General features: G+C 36.6%; 17 protein-coding genes and 4 pseudogenes. 9 read left to right on the top strand and 12 right to left on the bottom strand.

Annotation, left to right across the window (positions count from 1 at the left end; all coding sequences use genetic code 11):
* Nucleotides 1–211: 211 nt before the first annotated feature.
* Together DMC01_RS02430 and DMC01_RS02425 are read right to left on the bottom strand one after the other, a co-directional pair.
* Nucleotides 212–2,350 (bottom strand): ATP-dependent helicase, encoded by a 2,139-nt coding sequence (locus tag DMC01_RS02430; protein ID WP_142692708.1) that lies wholly within the window; start codon nt 2,348–2,350, stop codon nt 212–214.
* A 77-nt stretch (nt 2,351–2,427) separates the two neighbouring features.
* Nucleotides 2,428–2,862 (bottom strand): annotated as a pseudogene (locus DMC01_RS02425) (hypothetical protein); the annotation flags it as partial.
* A gap of 273 nt (nt 2,863–3,135) precedes the next feature.
* On the opposite strand from DMC01_RS02425, the gene trpB reads away from it, so the two are divergent.
* The 6 genes and pseudogenes from trpB to DMC01_RS16370 all read left to right on the top strand — a co-directional run.
* Nucleotides 3,136–4,314 carry a tryptophan synthase subunit beta gene (trpB, locus tag DMC01_RS02420; RefSeq protein ID WP_142692707.1) on the top strand — a complete coding sequence of 393 codons (1,179 nt, stop codon included), beginning with the start codon at nt 3,136–3,138 and terminating at the stop codon, nt 4,312–4,314.
* Nucleotides 4,307–5,044, top strand: coding sequence for a tryptophan synthase subunit alpha (gene trpA, locus DMC01_RS02415; RefSeq protein ID WP_142692706.1), 738 nt, complete (start codon nt 4,307–4,309; stop codon nt 5,042–5,044). Before trpB ends, trpA begins: the two co-directional genes overlap by 8 nt.
* A gap of 62 nt (nt 5,045–5,106) precedes the next feature.
* The gene (locus DMC01_RS02410; RefSeq protein WP_142692705.1) at nt 5,107–5,529 is read left to right on the top strand and encodes a hypothetical protein; all 423 of its coding nucleotides are present in this window, start codon (nt 5,107–5,109) and stop codon (nt 5,527–5,529) included.
* Nucleotides 5,526–5,837 (top strand): flagellar motor switch protein FliN, encoded by a 312-nt coding sequence (gene fliN / locus DMC01_RS02405; RefSeq protein WP_142692704.1) that lies wholly within the window; start codon nt 5,526–5,528, stop codon nt 5,835–5,837. Before DMC01_RS02410 ends, fliN begins: the two co-directional genes overlap by 4 nt.
* On the top strand, nt 5,837–6,592 hold the full coding sequence (locus DMC01_RS02400) for a hypothetical protein (protein ID WP_142692703.1): 756 nt from the start codon (nt 5,837–5,839) through the stop codon (nt 6,590–6,592). The genes fliN and DMC01_RS02400 overlap by 1 nt, the downstream gene beginning before the upstream one ends.
* Before the next feature lie 497 nt (nt 6,593–7,089).
* Nucleotides 7,090–7,794: pseudogene (locus tag DMC01_RS16370) on the top strand (hypothetical protein); the annotation flags it as partial.
* 66 nt (nt 7,795–7,860) lie between these two features.
* Here the strand turns inward: DMC01_RS16370 and recR are convergent.
* From recR to DMC01_RS02380, 3 genes are read right to left on the bottom strand one after another with little or no spacing between them, the layout of a single operon-like run.
* The gene (recR, locus tag DMC01_RS02390) at nt 7,861–8,436 is read right to left on the bottom strand and encodes a recombination mediator RecR (protein ID WP_142692701.1); all 576 of its coding nucleotides are present in this window, start codon (nt 8,434–8,436) and stop codon (nt 7,861–7,863) included.
* 9 nt (nt 8,437–8,445) lie between these two features.
* Nucleotides 8,446–9,699, bottom strand: a complete 1,254-nt coding sequence (locus DMC01_RS02385; protein ID WP_142692700.1) for an ArsS family sensor histidine kinase — start codon at nt 9,697–9,699, stop codon at nt 8,446–8,448.
* Nucleotides 9,696–10,370 carry a response regulator transcription factor gene (locus DMC01_RS02380; protein ID WP_142692699.1) on the bottom strand — a complete coding sequence of 225 codons (675 nt, stop codon included), beginning with the start codon at nt 10,368–10,370 and terminating at the stop codon, nt 9,696–9,698. The genes DMC01_RS02385 and DMC01_RS02380 overlap by 4 nt, the downstream gene beginning before the upstream one ends.
* Before the next feature lie 120 nt (nt 10,371–10,490).
* On the opposite strand from DMC01_RS02380, the gene dnaJ reads away from it, so the two are divergent.
* Together dnaJ and DMC01_RS16365 are read left to right on the top strand one after the other, a co-directional pair.
* A complete protein-coding gene (gene dnaJ / locus DMC01_RS02375) occupies nt 10,491–11,600 on the top strand; it encodes a molecular chaperone DnaJ (protein ID WP_142692698.1) in 1,110 nt (369 codons plus the stop codon).
* Between the two features lie 162 nt (nt 11,601–11,762).
* Nucleotides 11,763–12,096: pseudogene (locus DMC01_RS16365) on the top strand (hypothetical protein); the annotation flags it as partial.
* 1,780 nt (nt 12,097–13,876) lie between these two features.
* On the opposite strand, the pseudogene aroE reads toward DMC01_RS16365, so the two are convergent.
* Nucleotides 13,877–14,680, bottom strand: a pseudogene (gene aroE, locus DMC01_RS02365) (shikimate dehydrogenase); the annotation flags it as partial.
* Nucleotide 14,681: 1 nt separating this feature from the next.
* On the opposite strand from aroE, the gene DMC01_RS13120 reads away from it, so the two are divergent.
* The gene (locus DMC01_RS13120; protein WP_185908623.1) at nt 14,682–14,849 is read left to right on the top strand and encodes a hypothetical protein; all 168 of its coding nucleotides are present in this window, start codon (nt 14,682–14,684) and stop codon (nt 14,847–14,849) included.
* A gap of 53 nt (nt 14,850–14,902) precedes the next feature.
* Here the strand turns inward: DMC01_RS13120 and DMC01_RS13115 are convergent, their stop codons facing one another.
* The 6 genes from DMC01_RS13115 to DMC01_RS02340 form a co-directional block, all read right to left on the bottom strand.
* The gene (locus DMC01_RS13115) at nt 14,903–15,040 is read right to left on the bottom strand and encodes a hypothetical protein (RefSeq protein WP_185908621.1); all 138 of its coding nucleotides are present in this window, start codon (nt 15,038–15,040) and stop codon (nt 14,903–14,905) included.
* A 189-nt stretch (nt 15,041–15,229) separates the two neighbouring features.
* A complete protein-coding gene (locus DMC01_RS02360) occupies nt 15,230–15,421 on the bottom strand; it encodes a hypothetical protein (RefSeq protein ID WP_142692695.1) in 192 nt (63 codons plus the stop codon).
* A gap of 58 nt (nt 15,422–15,479) precedes the next feature.
* Entirely contained in the window at nt 15,480–16,304 is an 825-nt protein-coding gene (locus DMC01_RS02355) for an SPOR domain-containing protein (protein WP_142692694.1), read from the bottom strand.
* Nucleotides 16,305–16,315: 11 nt separating this feature from the next.
* Nucleotides 16,316–16,861 carry a DUF1882 domain-containing protein gene (locus DMC01_RS02350; protein WP_142692693.1) on the bottom strand — a complete coding sequence of 182 codons (546 nt, stop codon included), beginning with the start codon at nt 16,859–16,861 and terminating at the stop codon, nt 16,316–16,318.
* Nucleotides 16,848–17,156, bottom strand: coding sequence for a hypothetical protein (locus DMC01_RS02345; protein ID WP_142692692.1), 309 nt, complete (start codon nt 17,154–17,156; stop codon nt 16,848–16,850). The genes DMC01_RS02350 and DMC01_RS02345 overlap by 14 nt, the downstream gene beginning before the upstream one ends.
* On the bottom strand, nt 17,153–18,397 hold the full coding sequence (locus DMC01_RS02340) for a serine hydroxymethyltransferase (RefSeq protein WP_142692691.1): 1,245 nt from the start codon (nt 18,395–18,397) through the stop codon (nt 17,153–17,155). The genes DMC01_RS02345 and DMC01_RS02340 overlap by 4 nt, the downstream gene beginning before the upstream one ends.
* Nucleotide 18,398: the final 1 nt, after the last annotated feature.

Here is an 18,398-nt window from a genome sequence, read left to right as displayed (position 1 = left end):
TCGAAATACTGCACCTTTGATTTTAATTTAACGGAAAATTCACGCAAGCGTGAATTTTCGTTCTCGTTTTGGCGTTTTTGGTGTGGAATTTTGTGAATTTTTTAAGCATTTTGCGTGAATTTCATAAAAAATGCGTAAAATTCAGACTTTACCAAAGCTAAAATTCAAGTAAATTCACACAAATTTAAATAAATTCAAGCAAAGTTAAAAGCTATTCAAACCCCTTCACCCTTTCCAAAAACTCAGCCAAAATTGTCCTTTCAATGCCACCAAAATTCACGCCCACCTTGTCTTTTGACGAGACTACAACGCGCCCTATGCCAAAGATTTTGTGTTTGACTAAATCGCCTTTTTTAAAAGGCTCATTTGCTTTAAAGTTCTGTGAATTAGCGTTTAGCTTGTTTAGCCTAGCATTAAAACTCTCATCTTGTAGGGCTTGCACCGTTTCAGGCTCAAAATCCTCGTCAAAAACGCCCATTTCCTTTAAAAATATACTCGTTTGCAGGCTGTAACTACGGCTTCCGCGGTGAAAACGAGAGTTGACACTACTTAAAAATAGCCTCTTTTTCGCTCTCGTGATTGCCACATAGGCAAGGCGGCGCTCTTCTTCTAAGTCGCTATCATCACCAAGTATAGGAAAAAAGCCATCCTCAAGCCCCACTATGAAAACGCACTCAAATTCAAGCCCCTTGCTAGCGTGTATGCTCATCAAATACACGCACTCGCCCTCGATGCCGTCTTGCTCGCTTTGCAAGGAAATCTCATTTAAAAGCTCGTTTATGCTCGCTAGCTCCCCACTCTTTGCCCTTTCCTTGACATTTGCGTAAAACTCATCGATATTTCGCACCCTATCATTTTCATCTGCACTTTCTTTGTAAAAATCTTTCAGCTTTATATTATTCTCAAACTCATCAAGCAAAAGCCCCAAATCATCTATTTGCCTTAAATCCTCTATTATGCCTATAAATTCACTCATTTCCTTGTCAAGTTTTGTGCTTAAAAATTTACTTCCTTGCAAAGCACAAAGTGTTTCAAATAATGATAAATTTAGCTCCCTAGCCTTAATTTCAAGTTTTTTTAAGCTCGTATCCCCAAAGCCTCTTTTTGGCTTGTTTATTATTCGTTTAAAAGAAAAATCATCCTTTACATTTAGCAAAAAACGCAAGTATGCTATTATGTCCTTTATCTCAGCCCTTTCGTAAAATCTCATTCCGCTTAAAATTTTAAAGGGTAGTTTCACTCTCATCAAGGCTTCCTCCAAGGCACGAGAGAGGGCATTTACGCGGTATAAAATGGCTATTTCATTTGGCTTTGTGCCTGTGTTTAAAAGCTCTTTGATTTTAGCAGCTACAACCTCGCCCTCGTCCTTTTCATCGGCATTTTGCAAGATTTCAAGGTCCTCGCCCATTTCTTTTGTGGAAATTAAAGTTTTTCCAAGCCTATTTTTATTATTTGCGATTAAGGAATTTGCAGCCTCTAAAACCGTCCCCACAGAGCGATAGTTTTGTTCTAATTTTACAATTTTAACATTGTGAAATTGGTGCTGAAAATTTAAGATATTTTCGATTTTTGCCCCACGCCAAGCATAAATGCTTTGATCATCATCGCCCACAACGGCGATATTTTCGTGCGTGGTGCAAAGCTTGCGTAAAATTTGATATTGTAGCTCGTTTGTGTCTTGATACTCATCTACCATTATGTATTGATACTTCGTACTCTGCTCTTTTGCAAAGGCTTCATCTGCCTGTAAAATGGTGTATGTAAGCAAAAGCAAATCATCAAAATCCACAAAATTAAGCCTATTTAAAGTCTCTTGATATTCCTTATAATAACGCACCTTTTTTTCAAGCCTTTCCTTATCGCTGCTTGGTAGGTGAATTAGCTCCCTAAACGCATCCTCCACGCTCATAAGCTCGTTTTTACAGCTACTTATGAAGCTCAAAACGCTTGAAACGGTCATTTTTTCATCATCGCTCGTAAGCCCTTTTATGATTTTCTTTTGATCATCCGTGTCAATGATGACAAAATCATTCTTTCGTCCAAGTTTTTCTATGTATAACCTTAAAAACATTAACCCAAATTTATGAAAGGTGCAAAGTAAGGGATTGTGCGAGGCTTTGTTTGTTAGTAAATTCAAAGCCCTTGTCCTCATCACACTTGCGGCTTTGTTTGTAAAGGTAAGCGTAAGCGTAGAGCTTGCAGGAATGCCCACCTCATCGATGAGATAAGCAAGGCGGGTTGTGATGGTTTTAGTTTTGCCACTTCCTGCACCTGCTAAGATTAGCATAGCTCCGTCAATGTGCTTTGCAGCTTCTATTTGTGCCTCGTTTAAGCTAGAAAACAAGCTCATTTTTTAAGCTTATCCTCGCCCTTTGGGTCTTTTAAAAATATAGAGCCTTCTTCTTTATCCTCTTCTTTTAAATTATTTTTAAGCTTGTCCTTGTTTTTGGGATTTTTAAGGAAGATATCTGCTGAGTTTTGAGTTAGTTTATCTTCATCAAACCCTTGATAAAAGCTAAAATTCACAAAGATCACATTATCTTGCACCTGAATTTGTGCTATGGCTGCTAGATCCACAGTAACAAAAGAAGCAAAGTCGTTGGGTCCAAAGCCAGCGTGAAAGATCAGCTTATCCTTTTGTAAATTCACACTCTCAAAGGTATAACCTGCTAGCACAAACATCACAAGGGGATTTTTGCTTGGATCTAAATCCTTTGGAAGTTCTGGCTCATAAGAGCAAAATTTGGTATTTGCCACTATGTTAAATTCTATCTTTAAGTCAATTAATCTTGAAATTACCTCATAACAATGCCCTTGCATAAGCCTTATAAAGCCCTTATCATTTAGAATTTTATCTATCATTTTTACTCCATTTTTTGTAGTTTTTAGCATTTAAAAGCTTGAATTTATTTGTGTGAAATTTAACTTTAACTTCTATCTTTAATTAAAGCCTTTTGCATAGTCTTAATTTAATACTCTTTCATTTTAGCATAATTTCTTAAATCTTACTAAGTTAGAAAAAATGGCTTAGCTTATTAATTTTTTCATTAAATTTATTTGATTTTTAACAAAAATTCACGCAAATTTTAAGTAAAATTCACAAGATAAATTCAAGCAAACACAAGAGGTAGATAAATGAAAGCTAAAAAATCCTATTACGGCAAATTTGGAGGGCAGTTTGTGCCTGAAACGGCTATGAATGCTTTGATAGAACTTGAAAAAGCCTTTGAAAAATTCGCCCCCTCAAAGCCCTTTAAAAAAGAGCTTGAAGAGCTTTTAAAAAACTATGTAGGACGTCCCTCGCCTCTTTATTATGCTAAGAATTTAAGCAAGCATTTTGGCTTTGAAATTTATTTAAAACGCGAGGATTTAAATCACACAGGAGCTCATAAGATTAATAACGCACTAGCTCAAGCACTTCTAGCAAGATATATGGGCAAAAAAAAGCTAATTGCCGAAACAGGTGCAGGGCAGCACGGCCTTGCCACAGCAACAGCAGCAGCACTGTTAGGGCTTGAATGTGAGGTTTTTATGGGCGAGGTGGATGCTAAAAGACAGGCCTTAAATGTTTATAAAATGAAGCTTTTAGGAGCGAAGGTCAATGAAATAAAAACAGGGCTTAAAACCCTTAAAGAAGCCACCACAGCAGCCATACAGTCTTGGGTAGCACAGATAGAAAATGTTTTTTATGTTATAGGAAGTGCGGTGGGTCCTTATCCTTATCCACAAATGGTAACGCATTTTCAAAGCGTCATAGGCAAGGAGGCTAAAAAGCAGTTTAAAAAGCTAGGCAAAAAGCCAGACATCATCATAGCTTGCGTTGGTGGGGGCTCAAATGCCATAGGCATTTTTAACGAGTTTTTAAAAGATAAGAGCGTTCGTCTAATAGGCATAGAAGCAGCAGGACTTGGAGCAAATACCCCTTACCACGCAGCCACACTTACAAAGGGGCGAGATGGCATAATACACGGAATGCTTACAAAGGTCTTGCAAGACAGCCTTGGCAACATTTTAAGCGTGCATAGCATATCTGCTGGGCTTGATTATCCTGGTGTTGGTCCTTTTCATGCACATTTGCACGACACAAAAAGGGTTGAGTACTATGCCATTAGCGATGATGAGTGCGTTGAGGCCTTAAAGCTACTTTGCGAGAAAGAGGGCATCATACCTGCCATTGAAAGTGCACACGCTCTTGCTTATTTGTCAAAACTTCGTGTGAAAAAGGACACAAGGGTGCTTGTAAATGTCTCAGGCCGTGGAGATAAGGACATTCACACCATACAACACTATGAGAAAGGAAAGATTTATGGGTGATTTTCATTTCAAAGGCAAGGCAAATGTAGGCTACATAGTCGCTGGCTATCCAAATTTAAGCTTGACGCGTGAATTTTTAGAGCATTTAGATGAGAGTAAGCTTGACATTTTAGAAATAGGCATTCCTTATTCTGATCCTATCGCTGATGGGGCTGTGATCTTTGAGGCAGCTAGAAAGGCTATGGAGGAAGGAACAGACATTCACAAGGTATTTGAGCTTTTAAAAGGCATTAAAACAAGCAAAACCTTGGTGCTTTTGGTGTATTATAATCTCATTTTTTCTTATGGGCTTGAAAAATTCGTTAAAATGGCAAAAAGCGTTGGAGTTAGCGGTTTAATCGTGCCTGAACTGCCCTTTGAGGAAAATGAAGCCCTTTTTAAAGAGTGTCAAAGGGCAAAACTTGCCCTCATCCCCCTTGTAAGCGTAACCACAGACAAGCAAAGGCTTAAAAAGATTTTAAGTAGGGCATCTGGCTTTGTATATGCACTTGCAAGCATAGGCATCACAGGGGGCAATCAAATAGAACATCAAAGGCTTCAAAGCCTAATTACAGAGCTTAAAAAGCTTACAAACTTGCCCATTTTTGTGGGCTTTGGAGTAAAAACAAGATCTGATGTGAAGGAATGTCAAAAGATAGCAGACGGAGCCATAGTTGGCACAAGCCTCGTGCAAGCCTTTGAGAGTGGGAAGTTAAGTGAGGTATTGGCTAGGCTTGATGAGATTTTTTGAATTTAGCTTAAAATATTTTTTATTTTTTAATATAATATACAAAATACTTTGAGGAGAGGGGAATGTTTAATATTATAGAACAGTCCGTTAAGCATTTTTTTGAGGAAATTTTACAGTGTAAGCTTGTTAAGACAAAAGAGAAGTTAAGCGGTGAGCTTTACGGCTCGGCCATACCTCTTACAAGTAAGGACGAGGGCGAGTTTAATTTTTATCTTTTTTTTCCAAAAGAAGCCTTTGAGACCTATCAGGAGGTTTATTTGCAAGATGTGGTTCTTAATGAGGATGATTGGTGCGATTTATCCAAGGAATTTGCTAATCAGATCATAGGTTATGCAAAGATCAAGCTAAATGAAAAGGGAGAAAACTATAAACTTGGCATACCTGAATACCTAGGCAGAATAGACTTTGCAAATTTCAAGCTAGACAGTGAAGTAGCCTATGAGTCTGGTTCTTTTTCTTTTAGAGTGGGCTATAAAAAGATATGAGTGAGCAATTAAACGAATATGGTAACCATATGGGTCTCATTGAGACCTATGAGGATATACTTGATATTACTGTTGAATTTGTTAGCGAACTTGGCACTACTACTATGTCTGTGGCTTCCTTGTTGAAATTAGAGGTTGGTTCTGTTATAGATCTTGAAAAGCCAGCAGGAGAAAGCGTTGAGCTTTATATAAACAGACGCATCTTTGGCAAGGGAGAGGTGATGGTGTATGAGAGAAATTTAGCCATTCGTATCAATGAAATTTTAGATTCTAAAACAGTTTTGCAGTATTTTAAAAAAGAAGTTTAATGAAATTTTATGTGCTTCTTTTTCTAGCCTTGCCCCTTTTTGCACTAAATATCATAGACTACAAAATTCACAGTAACAATGCCAACAGTGTCAACATAACCCTATCTTTTGATGGAGTTTATGAGGGGCAAATAGATCAAAAAAGAAGCAAAAATGAGCTACTTATCACACTAAATAATCTTAATTACTCAAAAGAAGAAGTAAAAAACATCAACTCAAGCCTACTTAGCAAGATGCTCATTTCTCCTTCTAAAAACAAAACCGTCATTATGTTTGAGGCTAAAAGCGAGGCAAAGATTGATCTAAGTCTTATAAATGATAAAACAGGACTTATGATAAGAGCCTTGCCTCAAACAGCGGTTATATCAAGCACCTTGCCACTTAGACAAGAACAAGAAGCCAAGATAGAGGGCTTTGATTATACAAATTATATTATTGTTATCTTGCTTTTATTTTTGCTTCTTATCGCACTTTGGATGCTTAATAAAAGACTTACCAGACGAGGTGCTACTTCAAACAAGGATTTTAGAATCATCTTTCAAAGACCCCTTGACAGACACAATCAATTCATCATCTTAGAATACGGCTTAAAACGTTTTGTAATGATCATAGGAAATTCAAACATCATCCTAGAAAGCACAGACATAAAAGAAGAGCAAAAAACACCCATTAAAAAAGAAGAAAAAAGCTTTGAAAGCTTTTTTGAGGAAAACAAACAAAGATTGCAAAGGCTCATTAAGGGTAAGCAAGAGTGAGGTTAATGTCTAGCTTTAAGTAGCTTTGAAGGATTTTAGGTGCTTTTATAATTGATTTTGGCTAAAATACTTTAATAGGATTTGTATCAAATTAAAGTGTCTTGAGCCTTTGATAAAATAAAATCTTTTTAAAAAGCATTGAAAAAAGCCAATTTCAAAGCAAAATAAGAAATAAATTTTGTTACACTAAGCCTTGAAAAAGATCTAATTATTCCTCTATCATAACTAAGCATTACAAAGCATCTCAAACAAAGGCCTCTTTAAAAAGAGAAGTTTTTTGGCAAAGTGTCGCTTTTTTGTGAAAAATCACTTTTGTAGAAAATATAATTTCTTTGACAAACGAAGTTTTTTAAAAGGCTGAATTAAACTTAAACCAAAGGGTTTTTAAGCTAAGTCCTATGAAAATCAAAGATCTGTTTGCGAATTTCGCTAAATGTAAAGGAAATTTTAAGATATTTTTAATTAGCCCTTCGGCACATCTCTTTGCAAGAAGCCTTGATTTAGAGGCGAAAAAAATCGCAGAAATTTGCAAAATTTCTCGTCCTTGTGTGAATAGAATTTTGCGTGAAATTCGCATTTTAATAGCCAAAGAGTGCGAAAAAATCAGCAAGATGAGTGGTTAAATCGAAGTTGATGAGAATTATTTTTTACTTCGTTTCGTCTTGCAACTGCTAGCAGAAGGGGCAAAAAGGATGCGTGGAAAGCGTGGGCGTGGGGCTGACAAGAAAATGTCCGTGTTTTTACTTCGTGCTACACACTCGTAACCTTGCAAGAAGTGATGCTAAAACGCAACGGCTATGTTTATACACTCAAATACTTACTCTATCAAAAGGCTATTGCTTATCATAAGGGACCTTGCAAAGCTTAAAGAAAGTGAAATTTACAGTAGGGCTTCAAAGCTTATGATGGTTTGGTGGATTTTTACTTCATGTTACTCACTCGTTTCTTTGCGGAGTAAAAGCACAAGATTTTGTAAAACACTCTAAAAACGAGTTTGCGAACGGACGAAATCATATCAACGGCATAGATACTTTCTAGGGATTTGCGAAGTTTCGTTTAGCTAAATTTAATAGTTAAAAAAAGAAAATTTTGTGTTTCATTTCAAAGAAATAGAATTTATATACAATACTAAAAATTTGGGACACAATTATCATCAAAATTTACTGAAATTAATAAAAGAAAATCCTATTAAAGTATCTTGAGCCTAAAATTTTTTTGTCAATGAGCTTGTGGAGTAAATGGCTAAAATTAGCAAGTTTTAAATAAACTCACTTTAACTTCGTGCGAAAAACCATAGCCTTATGCAAGGAGATGAGATCTACATTTTCTAAATGCACCCCACTTGGAATGCCTTGGGCTATCTTGCTAAACTCCAAATTCATATCTTTGAGTTTATCTTCAACAAAAAAGCTCATTGCATCAGCATTCACAGAATGCGTGAAGGCAAAGATTAGCTCCTTAACCCCAAATTCAGCTATCATCACACGCAGTTTGGTTAGCTTTTCATCACTTAACTCATCAAGCACAAAATAAAGCCCATTAAAGCTTCCACTTTCTTCTAAGATCAAAACATCCCTTGCACTTTCTACCACACAAAGAACAGCTCTTTGCCTGTCCTCATCGCTGCAAATTTCACAACACTCATTCTCGCTTAGTGCCCCACATTTACTGCAAGGCTTGATGAAACGAATGGCATTTTCTATGTCTTGGGCTAGTTTGGTGCCTAAGAGGTGATTTTTACTCACAAAATAGGCTAGGCGAATGGCTGTTTTCTTACCTATGGTTGGTAGGCTTGCAAAGCTTGCTACTAGTTCGTTGAATTTTTCGCTGGTTTTTTTACTCACTGTTTTTTCTTAAAAAATGCTTTTGTTTTTGGTAGATAAGGGGGGGGGGGTAGTTATTTTGAAGGAGTGTAAAGAATCAACATAGCTATAACTTAGATCAAAATTATGACTCTTACAGGTCTTATCCACTATGTAAAGTCCTAGCCCCATACCCTCTACGCTATTATCCTTATCTCTGACAAAGGCCTTTACATACTCCTTATAATCATACTTCAAAGCTCTGCCCTTGTTTTTAATGTATATACAGTTTTCAAAGCATTCTATGAGGCAAAGCCCATCGTCTGAGTATTTAAGGGCATTGTCTATTAAATTTTTAAGCACCAAGGCAAAGATGTCAAGATCTACATTGAAGAAAGGATTGTCATTTTTTTTGATGATGATGTTTTTATCAAATTCCCCATCAAGAAGTAGTTTTTTAGCCTTAGCCAAGATCTCATTAAAGCTATAAGGGCGAATGTTTAGCTTGTAGTTTTTTGAAAACAAGCTTTCTATTTTAGCACTTTCATCAATCAAAGCATTAAGCCTTTTAAAGATGGTAATTAGCCTCTTTTTTTGCTTTTCTTCTTTTACCATTTCAGCTACTATCCTGCCCTTGCCTATGGGGGTTTTAAACTCGTGCATAATGGTGCGTAAAAAAAGCTGTCTTGATTCTATAAGCTCTTTCATCTTTTTAAGGGTGATTAAGAATTCTGTGGCTATTTCTCCTATCTCATCGTTTGTGTATTCACTGGGATGAAAGTCCTCTCCGCTCATAGTCTTGGCAATTTGTCTTCTTAGCCTTTCAAGTGGATTTAAAGAACGTATTATGGATAGATACAAAAGCAAGGTGATAAACAAGGAAAGCAAAAAGCCAAACAAGATCACCTCAAAGGACATGGTCTTTTTCTTTGTGGTTAAAAGCAGATCATAGTCTTGATTTTCTATCCTTAAAAGCACAGCATCTCGGTAGGAAATAGAAGAAAAAACCGACAAATTCGTTTCAAGCCTAAAAAGCTCCTTGCCATCCTCTTTGATCCTTTTAATTAGAGCTTGATCCTTGATCACATTAAAGCCTCTGCTGTCTAAATACTCTACCACATCGATCTTGTTGTTTGAGCTGTAGGTGCTAAGAAGTTGATTTACCATTTTTTCATTGTATTCATTTTGTTCTTGATGGCTTGAATCAATGGCTAGATTAATACAAATAATAAACAAGGCAGCAATTAGGGCAAAAACAATGGCAAATAAAACGCTAATCTTAAAGCGAATGGAATAATATCTCATCCTATGAGCTTATACCCTATACCCCTAACAGCTACTATGTGTCTTGGGGACTTGGAATTATCATCGATCTTTGATCTTAAACGACCAATGATAACATCTAAGCTCTTAGAATTTCCGTCCTTTAAGCTTTTGCAATGCTTGGTAAGCTGCTCTCTTGATATTGAAAAGCCGTGTTGGGAGATAAGATAATCTAGAATCTCATACTCAGCTGGGGTTAGGGTTAAAACCCTACCCTTGTAGCTTATCTCGTGTCTTTTTTCATCCACCTTAAAAGAACTTTCAGAGCTAGAAGTTGCGTTATTTTCAGCATTTTTCTTAGAGCGGCGAATCAAACTCATAATCCTTGCATACATCTCCCTTGGATCATAAGGCTTTGCTAGATAATCATCAGCACCAATTTGAAGTCCCACTACCTTGTCGCTTAGATCCCCTCTGGCTGAGGAGATAATGATGGGAATATCACTTTTTGCTCTAAGCTCTCTACACACCTCAAGCCCATCAAGTCCTGGTAGGGTTAGATCTAGGATTAAGCAGTCATAGTTTGCTATGTTTGCATCGATTTTTAGATAAGGATCTTCGTAGTTTGTTATTTTAATATTAAACTGAGCCAAATACTCTGAAAGCAAGGTAGCAAAATCAGCATCATCCTCTATCATCAATACATTAATCATAATTTTTGTCCTTTTTTAAAGTTAATCCTTGCAATTGTAACAAAATTAAGTGAATTTAACCTAAGATTTACAAAATTTGGTAAAATAATTCTTTATTTTAGCTAGGACAAAGGAAGTTAAGTGGATATAGATTATTATGAGCTCTTAGAAATTTCAAGGGATGCAGATAAACAAAGTATAAAAAAGGCTTATAGAAAACTTGCCCTTGAATTCCATCCTGATCGCAACCAAGGAGATGCCAATGCCGAGGCTAAATTCAAGCTCATAAACGAAGCTTACGAGGTTTTAAGCGATGATGAAAAAAGAGCAATTTATGATAGATACGGACGAGATGGACTTAAAAATTCAGGTGGCTTTGGGGGCTTTGAGGACTTTGATCTGGGCGATATTTTTTCAAGCTTTTTTGGGGGAGGCTTTGGGAGTAGCTCTAAAAAAAGTAGTACCCAAGATAGCTACAAGGCAAATTTGGCTGTAATGCTCAATTTAAGCTTCAAAGAAGCCATTTTTGGATGCAAGAAGACTGTTGATTTTAGCTATAAAAGCTCTTGCAAGGCTTGTAAGGGCTCAGGCTCAAAGGATGGAGCATTAACAACTTGTCATCAGTGCAAGGGCAAGGGGCAAGTAGGGGTTAGCAGAGGCTTTATGACCTTTGTGCAAACTTGTCCTGAGTGTCTAGGCAAGGGACAGATCATAAAAGAAAAATGCACCCAGTGCAAGGGCAAGGGACACGAGGAGCTTAAAGAAAGTGTTGAGGTGCAAGTTCCTGAGGGCATAGATGAGGGTATGAGTTTAAGGGTAAGTGGCAGGGGAAATGTGCTAAAAGATGGAAGTAGGGGGGATCTACTTGTTCGCATAGAGGTAGCAAATGATGAGTTTTTCGTAAGAGACGGACAAGATGTCTATATAGAATTTCCTATCTTTTTTACCCAGGTTGCACTTGGAGAAAAAATCAAGGTGCCAACTCTTAGATCCCACGCCTTCTTGCAGCTTCCCTTAGGAGCAAAAAGTGGGGATAGATTTGTGCTTGAAAATGAAGGTATTAAGGACTTACACAGCCAAAGAAGAGGAAGGCAAATAGTTCAAATAGACATAAAATTCCCACAAAGGATAAACGAGGAACAAAAAGATTTATTACAAAGGCTAAATAAGAGCTTTGGCATTAATGAAGAGGGCTTAAATGAGGAACAAAAGGGCTTTTTTGACAAGCTTACTGAGTGGTTTAAGGGCTGAGTTAATATTTTTACGGGAATTTATACTTTTAGCTAAAATTAGCTAGGATTTTCACTAAGCTATTTTTTTAATAAGGCTTAGTCTAGCTTCAGCGGATTGTGCCTTATCATTTTAGACTCAATTTAATTTGATACAAGATCATTTTAAAGTATAAAGAGTTCAATGAAAAACAAGTATATGATATATTCCCCTAATTGTCTTAAAAAATTTATGGCAATTTTGAAGTATTTTTTACTTCGTTAATCCTCTTGTCCCTTTGCAAGAGGTCCTTGATTTAGAGGCGAAAAATCGCCAAAATGTGCAAAATTTCTCGTGTTTGTATGAATGCAATTATGCAAGAAATTCGCATTTTAATAGCCAAAGAGTGTGAAAAATCAGCAACACGAAGTTTTTTTAGAAAATGAGTGCTGAGATTGAAGTTGATGAGAGCTACTTTGTGGCAAAAAGAGTGCGTGGAAAATGTGGGCGTTGGGCTGGAAAAAAGACATCTATGTTTTTGCTTTGTGATACTCATCTTGCAACTGCAAGCAAAAGGGGGCTTGCGAAGTTGACACTTGTTGAATTTATATGGCTAAAAGAGGAAATTTCGTGCTTCATTTATAAAAAAACTGAATTAAGATGAAAATTTTAGGACAAAATTCTCGTCAAAATTTACTGAAATTGATAAGAAAAAATTCTGTTAAGTTTAATTGAGCCATTACTCTTAGCTAAAATTAGCTAGGATTTTTCCTAAGCTATTTTAATAAGGCTTAATCTAGCTTAAGCGGATTTTGCCTTATCATTTTTAATAAGATTTTATACAAAGCTTGATCTTGAATTTTCGTGTTGTATTTACATTCTGTTTTTGTAAGTGAAACATAAAAATTTTTTGCTTTCTTTGGATTTAGCAAGTTTATGCTTGGTAAAAGCTCTTCTACTACACAGTTAAAAGAGTAAGAAACAAACAAATTCACACTTGAATTTATGTGTTTCTTAGTTAAACTAAACTAATTTTTAGAATGCTTAACACTACCCCATGCTTTAGCACCTTCTTGCAAAGACACGAGCTAAGTAAAGAATTTATAAGTTAATCATAGGCTTTGCAAGTATCGCTATAAATGATAGATTCTTGCAAATTGCTAGAATCTTACGGCAAAAGCTCCTTGCTAGAACAATATTACTTGCGTATAAACGCTAATCTAGTGTCTAGCAAGCCTTTTGTTTGCAGCTACAATACGAGTAGCACAAAGTAAAGACTTTTGCGACAAGCCCCCATGTCCACGCTTTATTCTTTTTGTCCCTTTTGCTTTGCAGTTACTAGCCTAGTGTTGCAAAAATACTCTCATCAACTTCAATCTCACCGCTGAGATTTTTTCACATTCTTTGGCTATTAAAATGTGAATTTACTTTTACACACAATTTTGTTTTGAGCTTTGACAAAGATGAGCGTTTTTAGCCCCTAAATCAATTCTTGCAAAGGAGGGGTTGGAGGCTAAGTAAAAAATACTTCGTAATTCCTTAAATTATATCTTTTAAATTTGAGAATGTGTCATATACTTGTTTTTTATTTTGTTTTTTATACTTTAAAAATGATCTTGTGTCAAATTAAACTGTCTCGAATTTTCCTTTAAGAAAAGCTAAAATTTAGGTTTTGCCTAACTTTGTCGTAAAAAATTCAAGGCACAAGATATGCAAAAGGCTAAATACAAAAAATGCAAGACTAGGTTTTTGTCAAAGTAAATTCACGCAAAATTAAAATTTGTAAGCTATTTTGAGTGTTTTATAATTCACATAAAGCCAAATCTTTCAAATTCATAGAAGCTCACAAATAAATTCACAAACTTAGCATCAAGTTGCTTATAAATGTAGCAAAGCAAAGTCTTCATAAGGTAGGTCTTTACATAATTTGTTAAATTTAGAATAAGGCCCAAGATCTTTTAAAAAAGACTTTTTTAAAAACAGTGTTGATTTTGTTTCACAAAACTTCTTAGATTAATTCTTTTAAAAAAGAGTATATTCAAGGCTAAATGTTTAAGCAAAAGTTACTTGTTAAGATTTTCCAAGAACTAGCCTTGCTTGTCAAGGTTTAAATGAGAAAGTTTTGTAATCTAAACTTTTAAATTCAAGGCCTCGCTCATAGCATTAAAAATGAGCCTTCTTAGTTTTAAATTCTTTGAATTTTTAGAATTTAAATTGTGTGAGCTTTTTGAATGTGTTGAATTTTTTAAGCTTGAATTTAAACTGGTTTTTGAATTTTTAAAGAGTTTAGAATCTAAATCAAAAATCTCATTTTTGTAAAGATCAAAAAACAACTCAAAGGCAAAAACGCCCTGCCATAAAAGCATTTCCGCTCCGTCCTTGCAAGGTATTTTAAACGAGTGTGCAAGATGCAAAAATGGAGTTTGTTTACCATAAATCACCTCAAAGGCATATTTTGCCTTGCTTAAAAGTGCTTTTAAAAGCTGCTCATCGCAGGGCAAATTCTCATCTTTAAGTCCTGCTGAGGTCGTGTTTATGATTAGATCAAAGGCATTTGTGCCAAGAATTTTATTTAGATTTTTGCTTAAAAGCTCGTTATTTTTTTTGCTTGAATTTTTATCTAAATTTTCAAGCAAATCTTCATAAAGAGCGGTTTTATAATGTGCAAAATGCTTTAAAGACCCCATACTGCGATTTGCTATGCTTACTTTTATGCCATTTTGTGCCAAAACAAAAGCCAAGGCCCTTGCCGTGCCTCCAGCACCCAAGATCAAAGCACTTTTAAGCTCCTTAAATTCAGCAATTGCTTGCAAAAAGCCTATGCCATCAGTATTATATGCGTGAATTTTAGAGTCTCTTACAAGCAAGGTATTTGCCGAGCCTATATTTAAAGCCATCTTGTCCTTAAAATCCGCTATTTTTAAGGCTTCTTCTTTGAAAGGCAGAGTTATATTTGCCCCTCTTAATCCTAGCTTAAAAATACTTTCTCTTAAATCATTTGCATTTGTGAGATGAAAACGGCCATAAAAGGCATTTAAATTCAACTTTTTTATGGCATTGTTGTGTATGCGTGGCGAGAGCGAGTGAGAAATTGGATTTCCAAATACAGCAAAGGCTTTCATTTTGACACTTTCGTTTTTAAATATGCTAGGCTTTACCTTGCAAATGCCCACAGGGCTGGTTGCGAACATAGCGAAACAATCCACAAATTCAAAGGTTATTTTTGCAACACTTGTGGCAAAAACAAAGTTTCAAATTTGGGTTGCCTTTGAACGAGCCTTAATCGCTTGAGAGTGATTTTTTAGCTCGGATCAAAGAGTTTCGATTCATTTTTTTGCTTCGTGCTACACACTCGCAACTGCAAGCAGAACACTTTGTTTTTGCGGTAAGCATTTTTTGTCGCCACTTTCAAGGCTCACGCCTTGATACCCACCCCCAACCCCCTCCGCAAGGGAGGGGGTTTTTATACTAAAAAAATTCACAAATTTACTCAAAATTACAGCTAAAATTCAGGCAAAAGCCTGAATTTTCAGTTAAATCAAATCAAAGGTGCAGTATTTCGAGTGAGAAATTGATTTTAGCGGACGAAGGCTAGACTAAAAGCGACAGCGGTCTGCCGAGTTCGCTAAAATCAATTTATCGCCGAAAGACGAGCCTGCCTTGTGATTTTTTTAGAAATTTAAACAAAACTTACCCACCCCAACCCCTCTCCGCAAGGGCGGGTTGCAAGACGCGTAGCACGAAGCAAAAGTGAGGGGGCTTTTGCGTTTTCCAAAGCATAAATTCAAAGCAAAGTCAGCTTTAAATTCAAACATTCTTTGAATTTGATTTAATTCAAAGCAAATTCGCCCTTTTAAATTCAAGCATTTACCCTGAATTTTCGCTAAATTCAGCAAAATTCAAAGTAAATTCAGCACATTTTCATTTTACCTGAAAGACAAAGGCTTCTTTTTTTATCTTTTCTTGCACCTTTTTAAGCTCGTTTTGCAACTCATCCTTTGTAAAGGGTCCTACAAGCACCCTTGTGATGTCCTTGTCGTTTAGCTTGGTCTTGTAAAGCTTGTATTTGTAGCCGTTTTGTTCTATGAGGGCCAACTCTCTTGATTTGGGATCAAAATTTGAAACCGAAAAGATCTGTATGTAAGAACCAGCACTTAGCTTTTGATCTGAAAGATTTGCTCCTTCAAAGAGCTTTTCTGGATTCGTAGGAGCTGGTTTTTGAGAAGCTACTGGCTTTGATTCAGGTTTTGGCTCAGGCTTTGGAGTAGCCACAGGTGGCTTTGGGGTGGCTACTTGTGGTGCAACAACCGGCTTTGACTCAGGTTTTGGTGTAGCTACTTGTGGAGTAGCCACAGCTGGCTTTGACTCAGGTTTTGGATCTGCTTGAGGCTTTGGAGTGGCCACAGGTTCTTGAGGCAAGGGGGCAACAAAACTGCTTGTTTGATTGTCTTCAAGGGACACGCTATCATCTCCTCCTTGCATTATCTGTCTTAGTCTAGCAAAATCATCAAGCTCGGTTGCATTATCCATCACAGGTATGTCTTGAAAGCCTGTATCTGAGCCAGGCTCTGGTGGGAAAAGCGTTTGAGAGGGTCTTTCCTCTCCGCTATTTATAAGCTTCATAACTATCATCACCACTAAAAATAATATAACTAAGGCTATTACCCTTAAAAGTATCTTTTTTATCTTTTCGCTTTTGTTGCTCTTGCCTAAAATCAAATCATCAAAATTATTCTTATCTTGCATCCTCTCTCCTTTTACATATGCTTAGACCAAGCTGAGCCTCGTTCTTTTTTGAAAACCTCATAAGGAAGTGCCATTATGTTATACTCTTTTGGTAAATTAATGGTAGGAAAGGCTCTCCACTCAACAGGCATCTTGCTAGCAAAGAGCATAGACAGCTTACTTGCAAGCTGACAGCCTTCGTTGAAGGTGGTATGTCCCTTGTGTATGTAGAGGTGCAAATGTCCCCTTGTTTTTGTCTTGTAAGCAGTAAAATTCATAAAGCCCTCTTCTCTTAAAACAAGCTGGGCTCTGTGCCAAAATCTATCGGCATTAAAGCCATTATAATCAAAAACTATGTTCTCAACTATGCCGTTTCTTCCAAGCAGATCGTGGGCTATAATGATCTTGCGATCAAAATGATCTCTAATTAGCATAGAATTCAAGGTGGCACTAACCCTTTCAAAGCGATCAAAAAAATACCTTCCTCTATAAGTAAATTTATTTACTATCTTATCTTTTTTGATGTAATAATGATCGCTCACCATTTTAATAAGTGCAAGCTCGTTAGACGGTATCAAAACTAAATCCTTTTATCTTGTTTAAAATATTATAAGCTTTAAAATATCTTACCTTGTGCAAGATTTTTGTGGCTGAATTTATGTTTTGCATAAATTCACAACAAAACTGATTGTTTAATGTTCTTAAAAATGTGGCTATTTTTTTGTCTTTCTTGTTTATAAAATTCAAAAACACCTCATTCTTTTGAAGCCTTGTGTAATTTTTAAATTTCACCAAAGATCTATTATTTAAATTGGGCAAACTTATGAATTTTAACAAAAACTTAAAATAAAAATTTAAAGCCAAAACCCTCAAAACATAGCCCTTTCATAGATGATAAATTTGCTTGCAAGCTCTTTAAGCTCGGCTTTTATTTCACTTTGCAAATTTTCATTTTTTATGTCGTCCAAAACATTTGCGATTTTATGTGCCACAAATTCAAGCTCTTTTTCCTTAAAGCCCCTTGCAGTAAGGGCTGGAGTGCCAAGCCTTAATCCGCTTGTTACAAAGGGAGAGCGGGTTTCGCCCGGCACCGTGTTTTTATTTGCCGTAATGCCCGCATTTTCAAGTGCCAAATCCGCTTCTTTTCCGCTAAATTCTTTATCTAAAAAGCTCATTAAAACCAAATGATTATCCGTGCCTTCGCTTACTAGCTTATAGCCCCTTGAAATTAGCGTTTTAGCAAGGCTTTGAGCGTTTTTAACAACCTGCGTAGCATAGCTTTTCCATTCCTCGCTTAGATTATACTTAAAGCCAACCGCCTTTGCCGCGATGATGTGCATTAGGGGTCCGCCTTGAATTCCAGGAAAAATGGCTGAGTTTATCTTTTTAGCAATTTCCTCATCATTGGTCATTATAATGCCCCCACGAGGTCCCCTCAAGGTTTTATGCGTTGTCGAGCTTACAATGTGAGCGTGTGGAAAAGGACTTGGATGCACCCCGCCCGCTACAAGCCCTGCTATATGGGCTATGTCGGCAAACAAGTAAGCGCCCACCTCATCTGCGATTTCTCTAAATTTGGCAAAGTCTATTATTCTCGCATAAGCACTTGCCCCACATACTATCATTTTGGGCTTTACTATATGTGCGATTTCACGCACCTTTTCGTAATTTATACGCCCATCAAGCTCTACCCCATAAGAAAAGCTCTCATAAATCTTGCCCGAGGCATTTACCTTTGCGCCGTGGGTTAGGTGTCCGCCGTTGCTTAAATCCATACCCAAAATCTTATCGCCCCTATTTAGCAAAGCCATATAAACGCCTTGATTTGCCTGCGAGCCTGAATTTGGTTGCACATTTGCGAACTTGCACTCAAATAATTTCTTGCAACGCTCAATGGCAAGGCTTTCTATCTCATCGACAAATTCACAGCCTCCATAATATCTTTTTTGCGGATAGCCCTCGGCATATTTATTTGTAAGCACAGAACCTGCTACCTCCATAACTTCGGGTAGGGTAAAATTCTCGCTAGCTATCATTTCTAGGTAATTACACTGCCTTTGCCACTCTTTGTTTGTTAACTCATAAATTTCTTTATCAAAGTTTTCTAAACTCATT

Origin of the sequence: Campylobacter troglodytis, from assembly GCF_006864425.1 — a bacterium.
GTDB classification, from domain to species: Bacteria; Campylobacterota; Campylobacteria; order Campylobacterales; family Campylobacteraceae; genus Campylobacter_D; species Campylobacter_D troglodytis.
This window is presented reverse-complemented; position numbering and strand designations above follow the sequence as displayed.

What these genes read in the sequence shown, in the direction of transcription:
- DMC01_RS02430 (WP_142692708.1), bottom strand. Translation starts at nt 2,350, where the DNA reads ATGAGCTTGTTTTCTAGCTTAAACGAGGCACAAATAGAAGCTGCAAAG.
- trpB (WP_142692707.1), top strand. Translation starts at nt 3,136, where the DNA reads ATGAAAGCTAAAAAATCCTATTACGGCAAATTTGGAGGGCAGTTTGTG.
- trpA (WP_142692706.1), top strand. Translation starts at nt 4,307, where the DNA reads ATGGGTGATTTTCATTTCAAAGGCAAGGCAAATGTAGGCTACATAGTC.
- DMC01_RS02410 (WP_142692705.1), top strand. Translation starts at nt 5,107, where the DNA reads ATGTTTAATATTATAGAACAGTCCGTTAAGCATTTTTTTGAGGAAATT.
- fliN (WP_142692704.1), top strand. Translation starts at nt 5,526, where the DNA reads ATGAGTGAGCAATTAAACGAATATGGTAACCATATGGGTCTCATTGAG.
- DMC01_RS02400 (WP_142692703.1), top strand. Translation starts at nt 5,837, where the DNA reads ATGAAATTTTATGTGCTTCTTTTTCTAGCCTTGCCCCTTTTTGCACTA.
- DMC01_RS02385 (WP_142692700.1), bottom strand. Translation starts at nt 9,699, where the DNA reads ATGAGATATTATTCCATTCGCTTTAAGATTAGCGTTTTATTTGCCATT.
- DMC01_RS02380 (WP_142692699.1), bottom strand. Translation starts at nt 10,370, where the DNA reads ATGATTAATGTATTGATGATAGAGGATGATGCTGATTTTGCTACCTTG.
- DMC01_RS02355 (WP_142692694.1), bottom strand. Translation starts at nt 16,304, where the DNA reads ATGCAAGATAAGAATAATTTTGATGATTTGATTTTAGGCAAGAGCAAC.
- DMC01_RS02340 (WP_142692691.1), bottom strand. Translation starts at nt 18,397, where the DNA reads ATGAGTTTAGAAAACTTTGATAAAGAAATTTATGAGTTAACAAACAAA.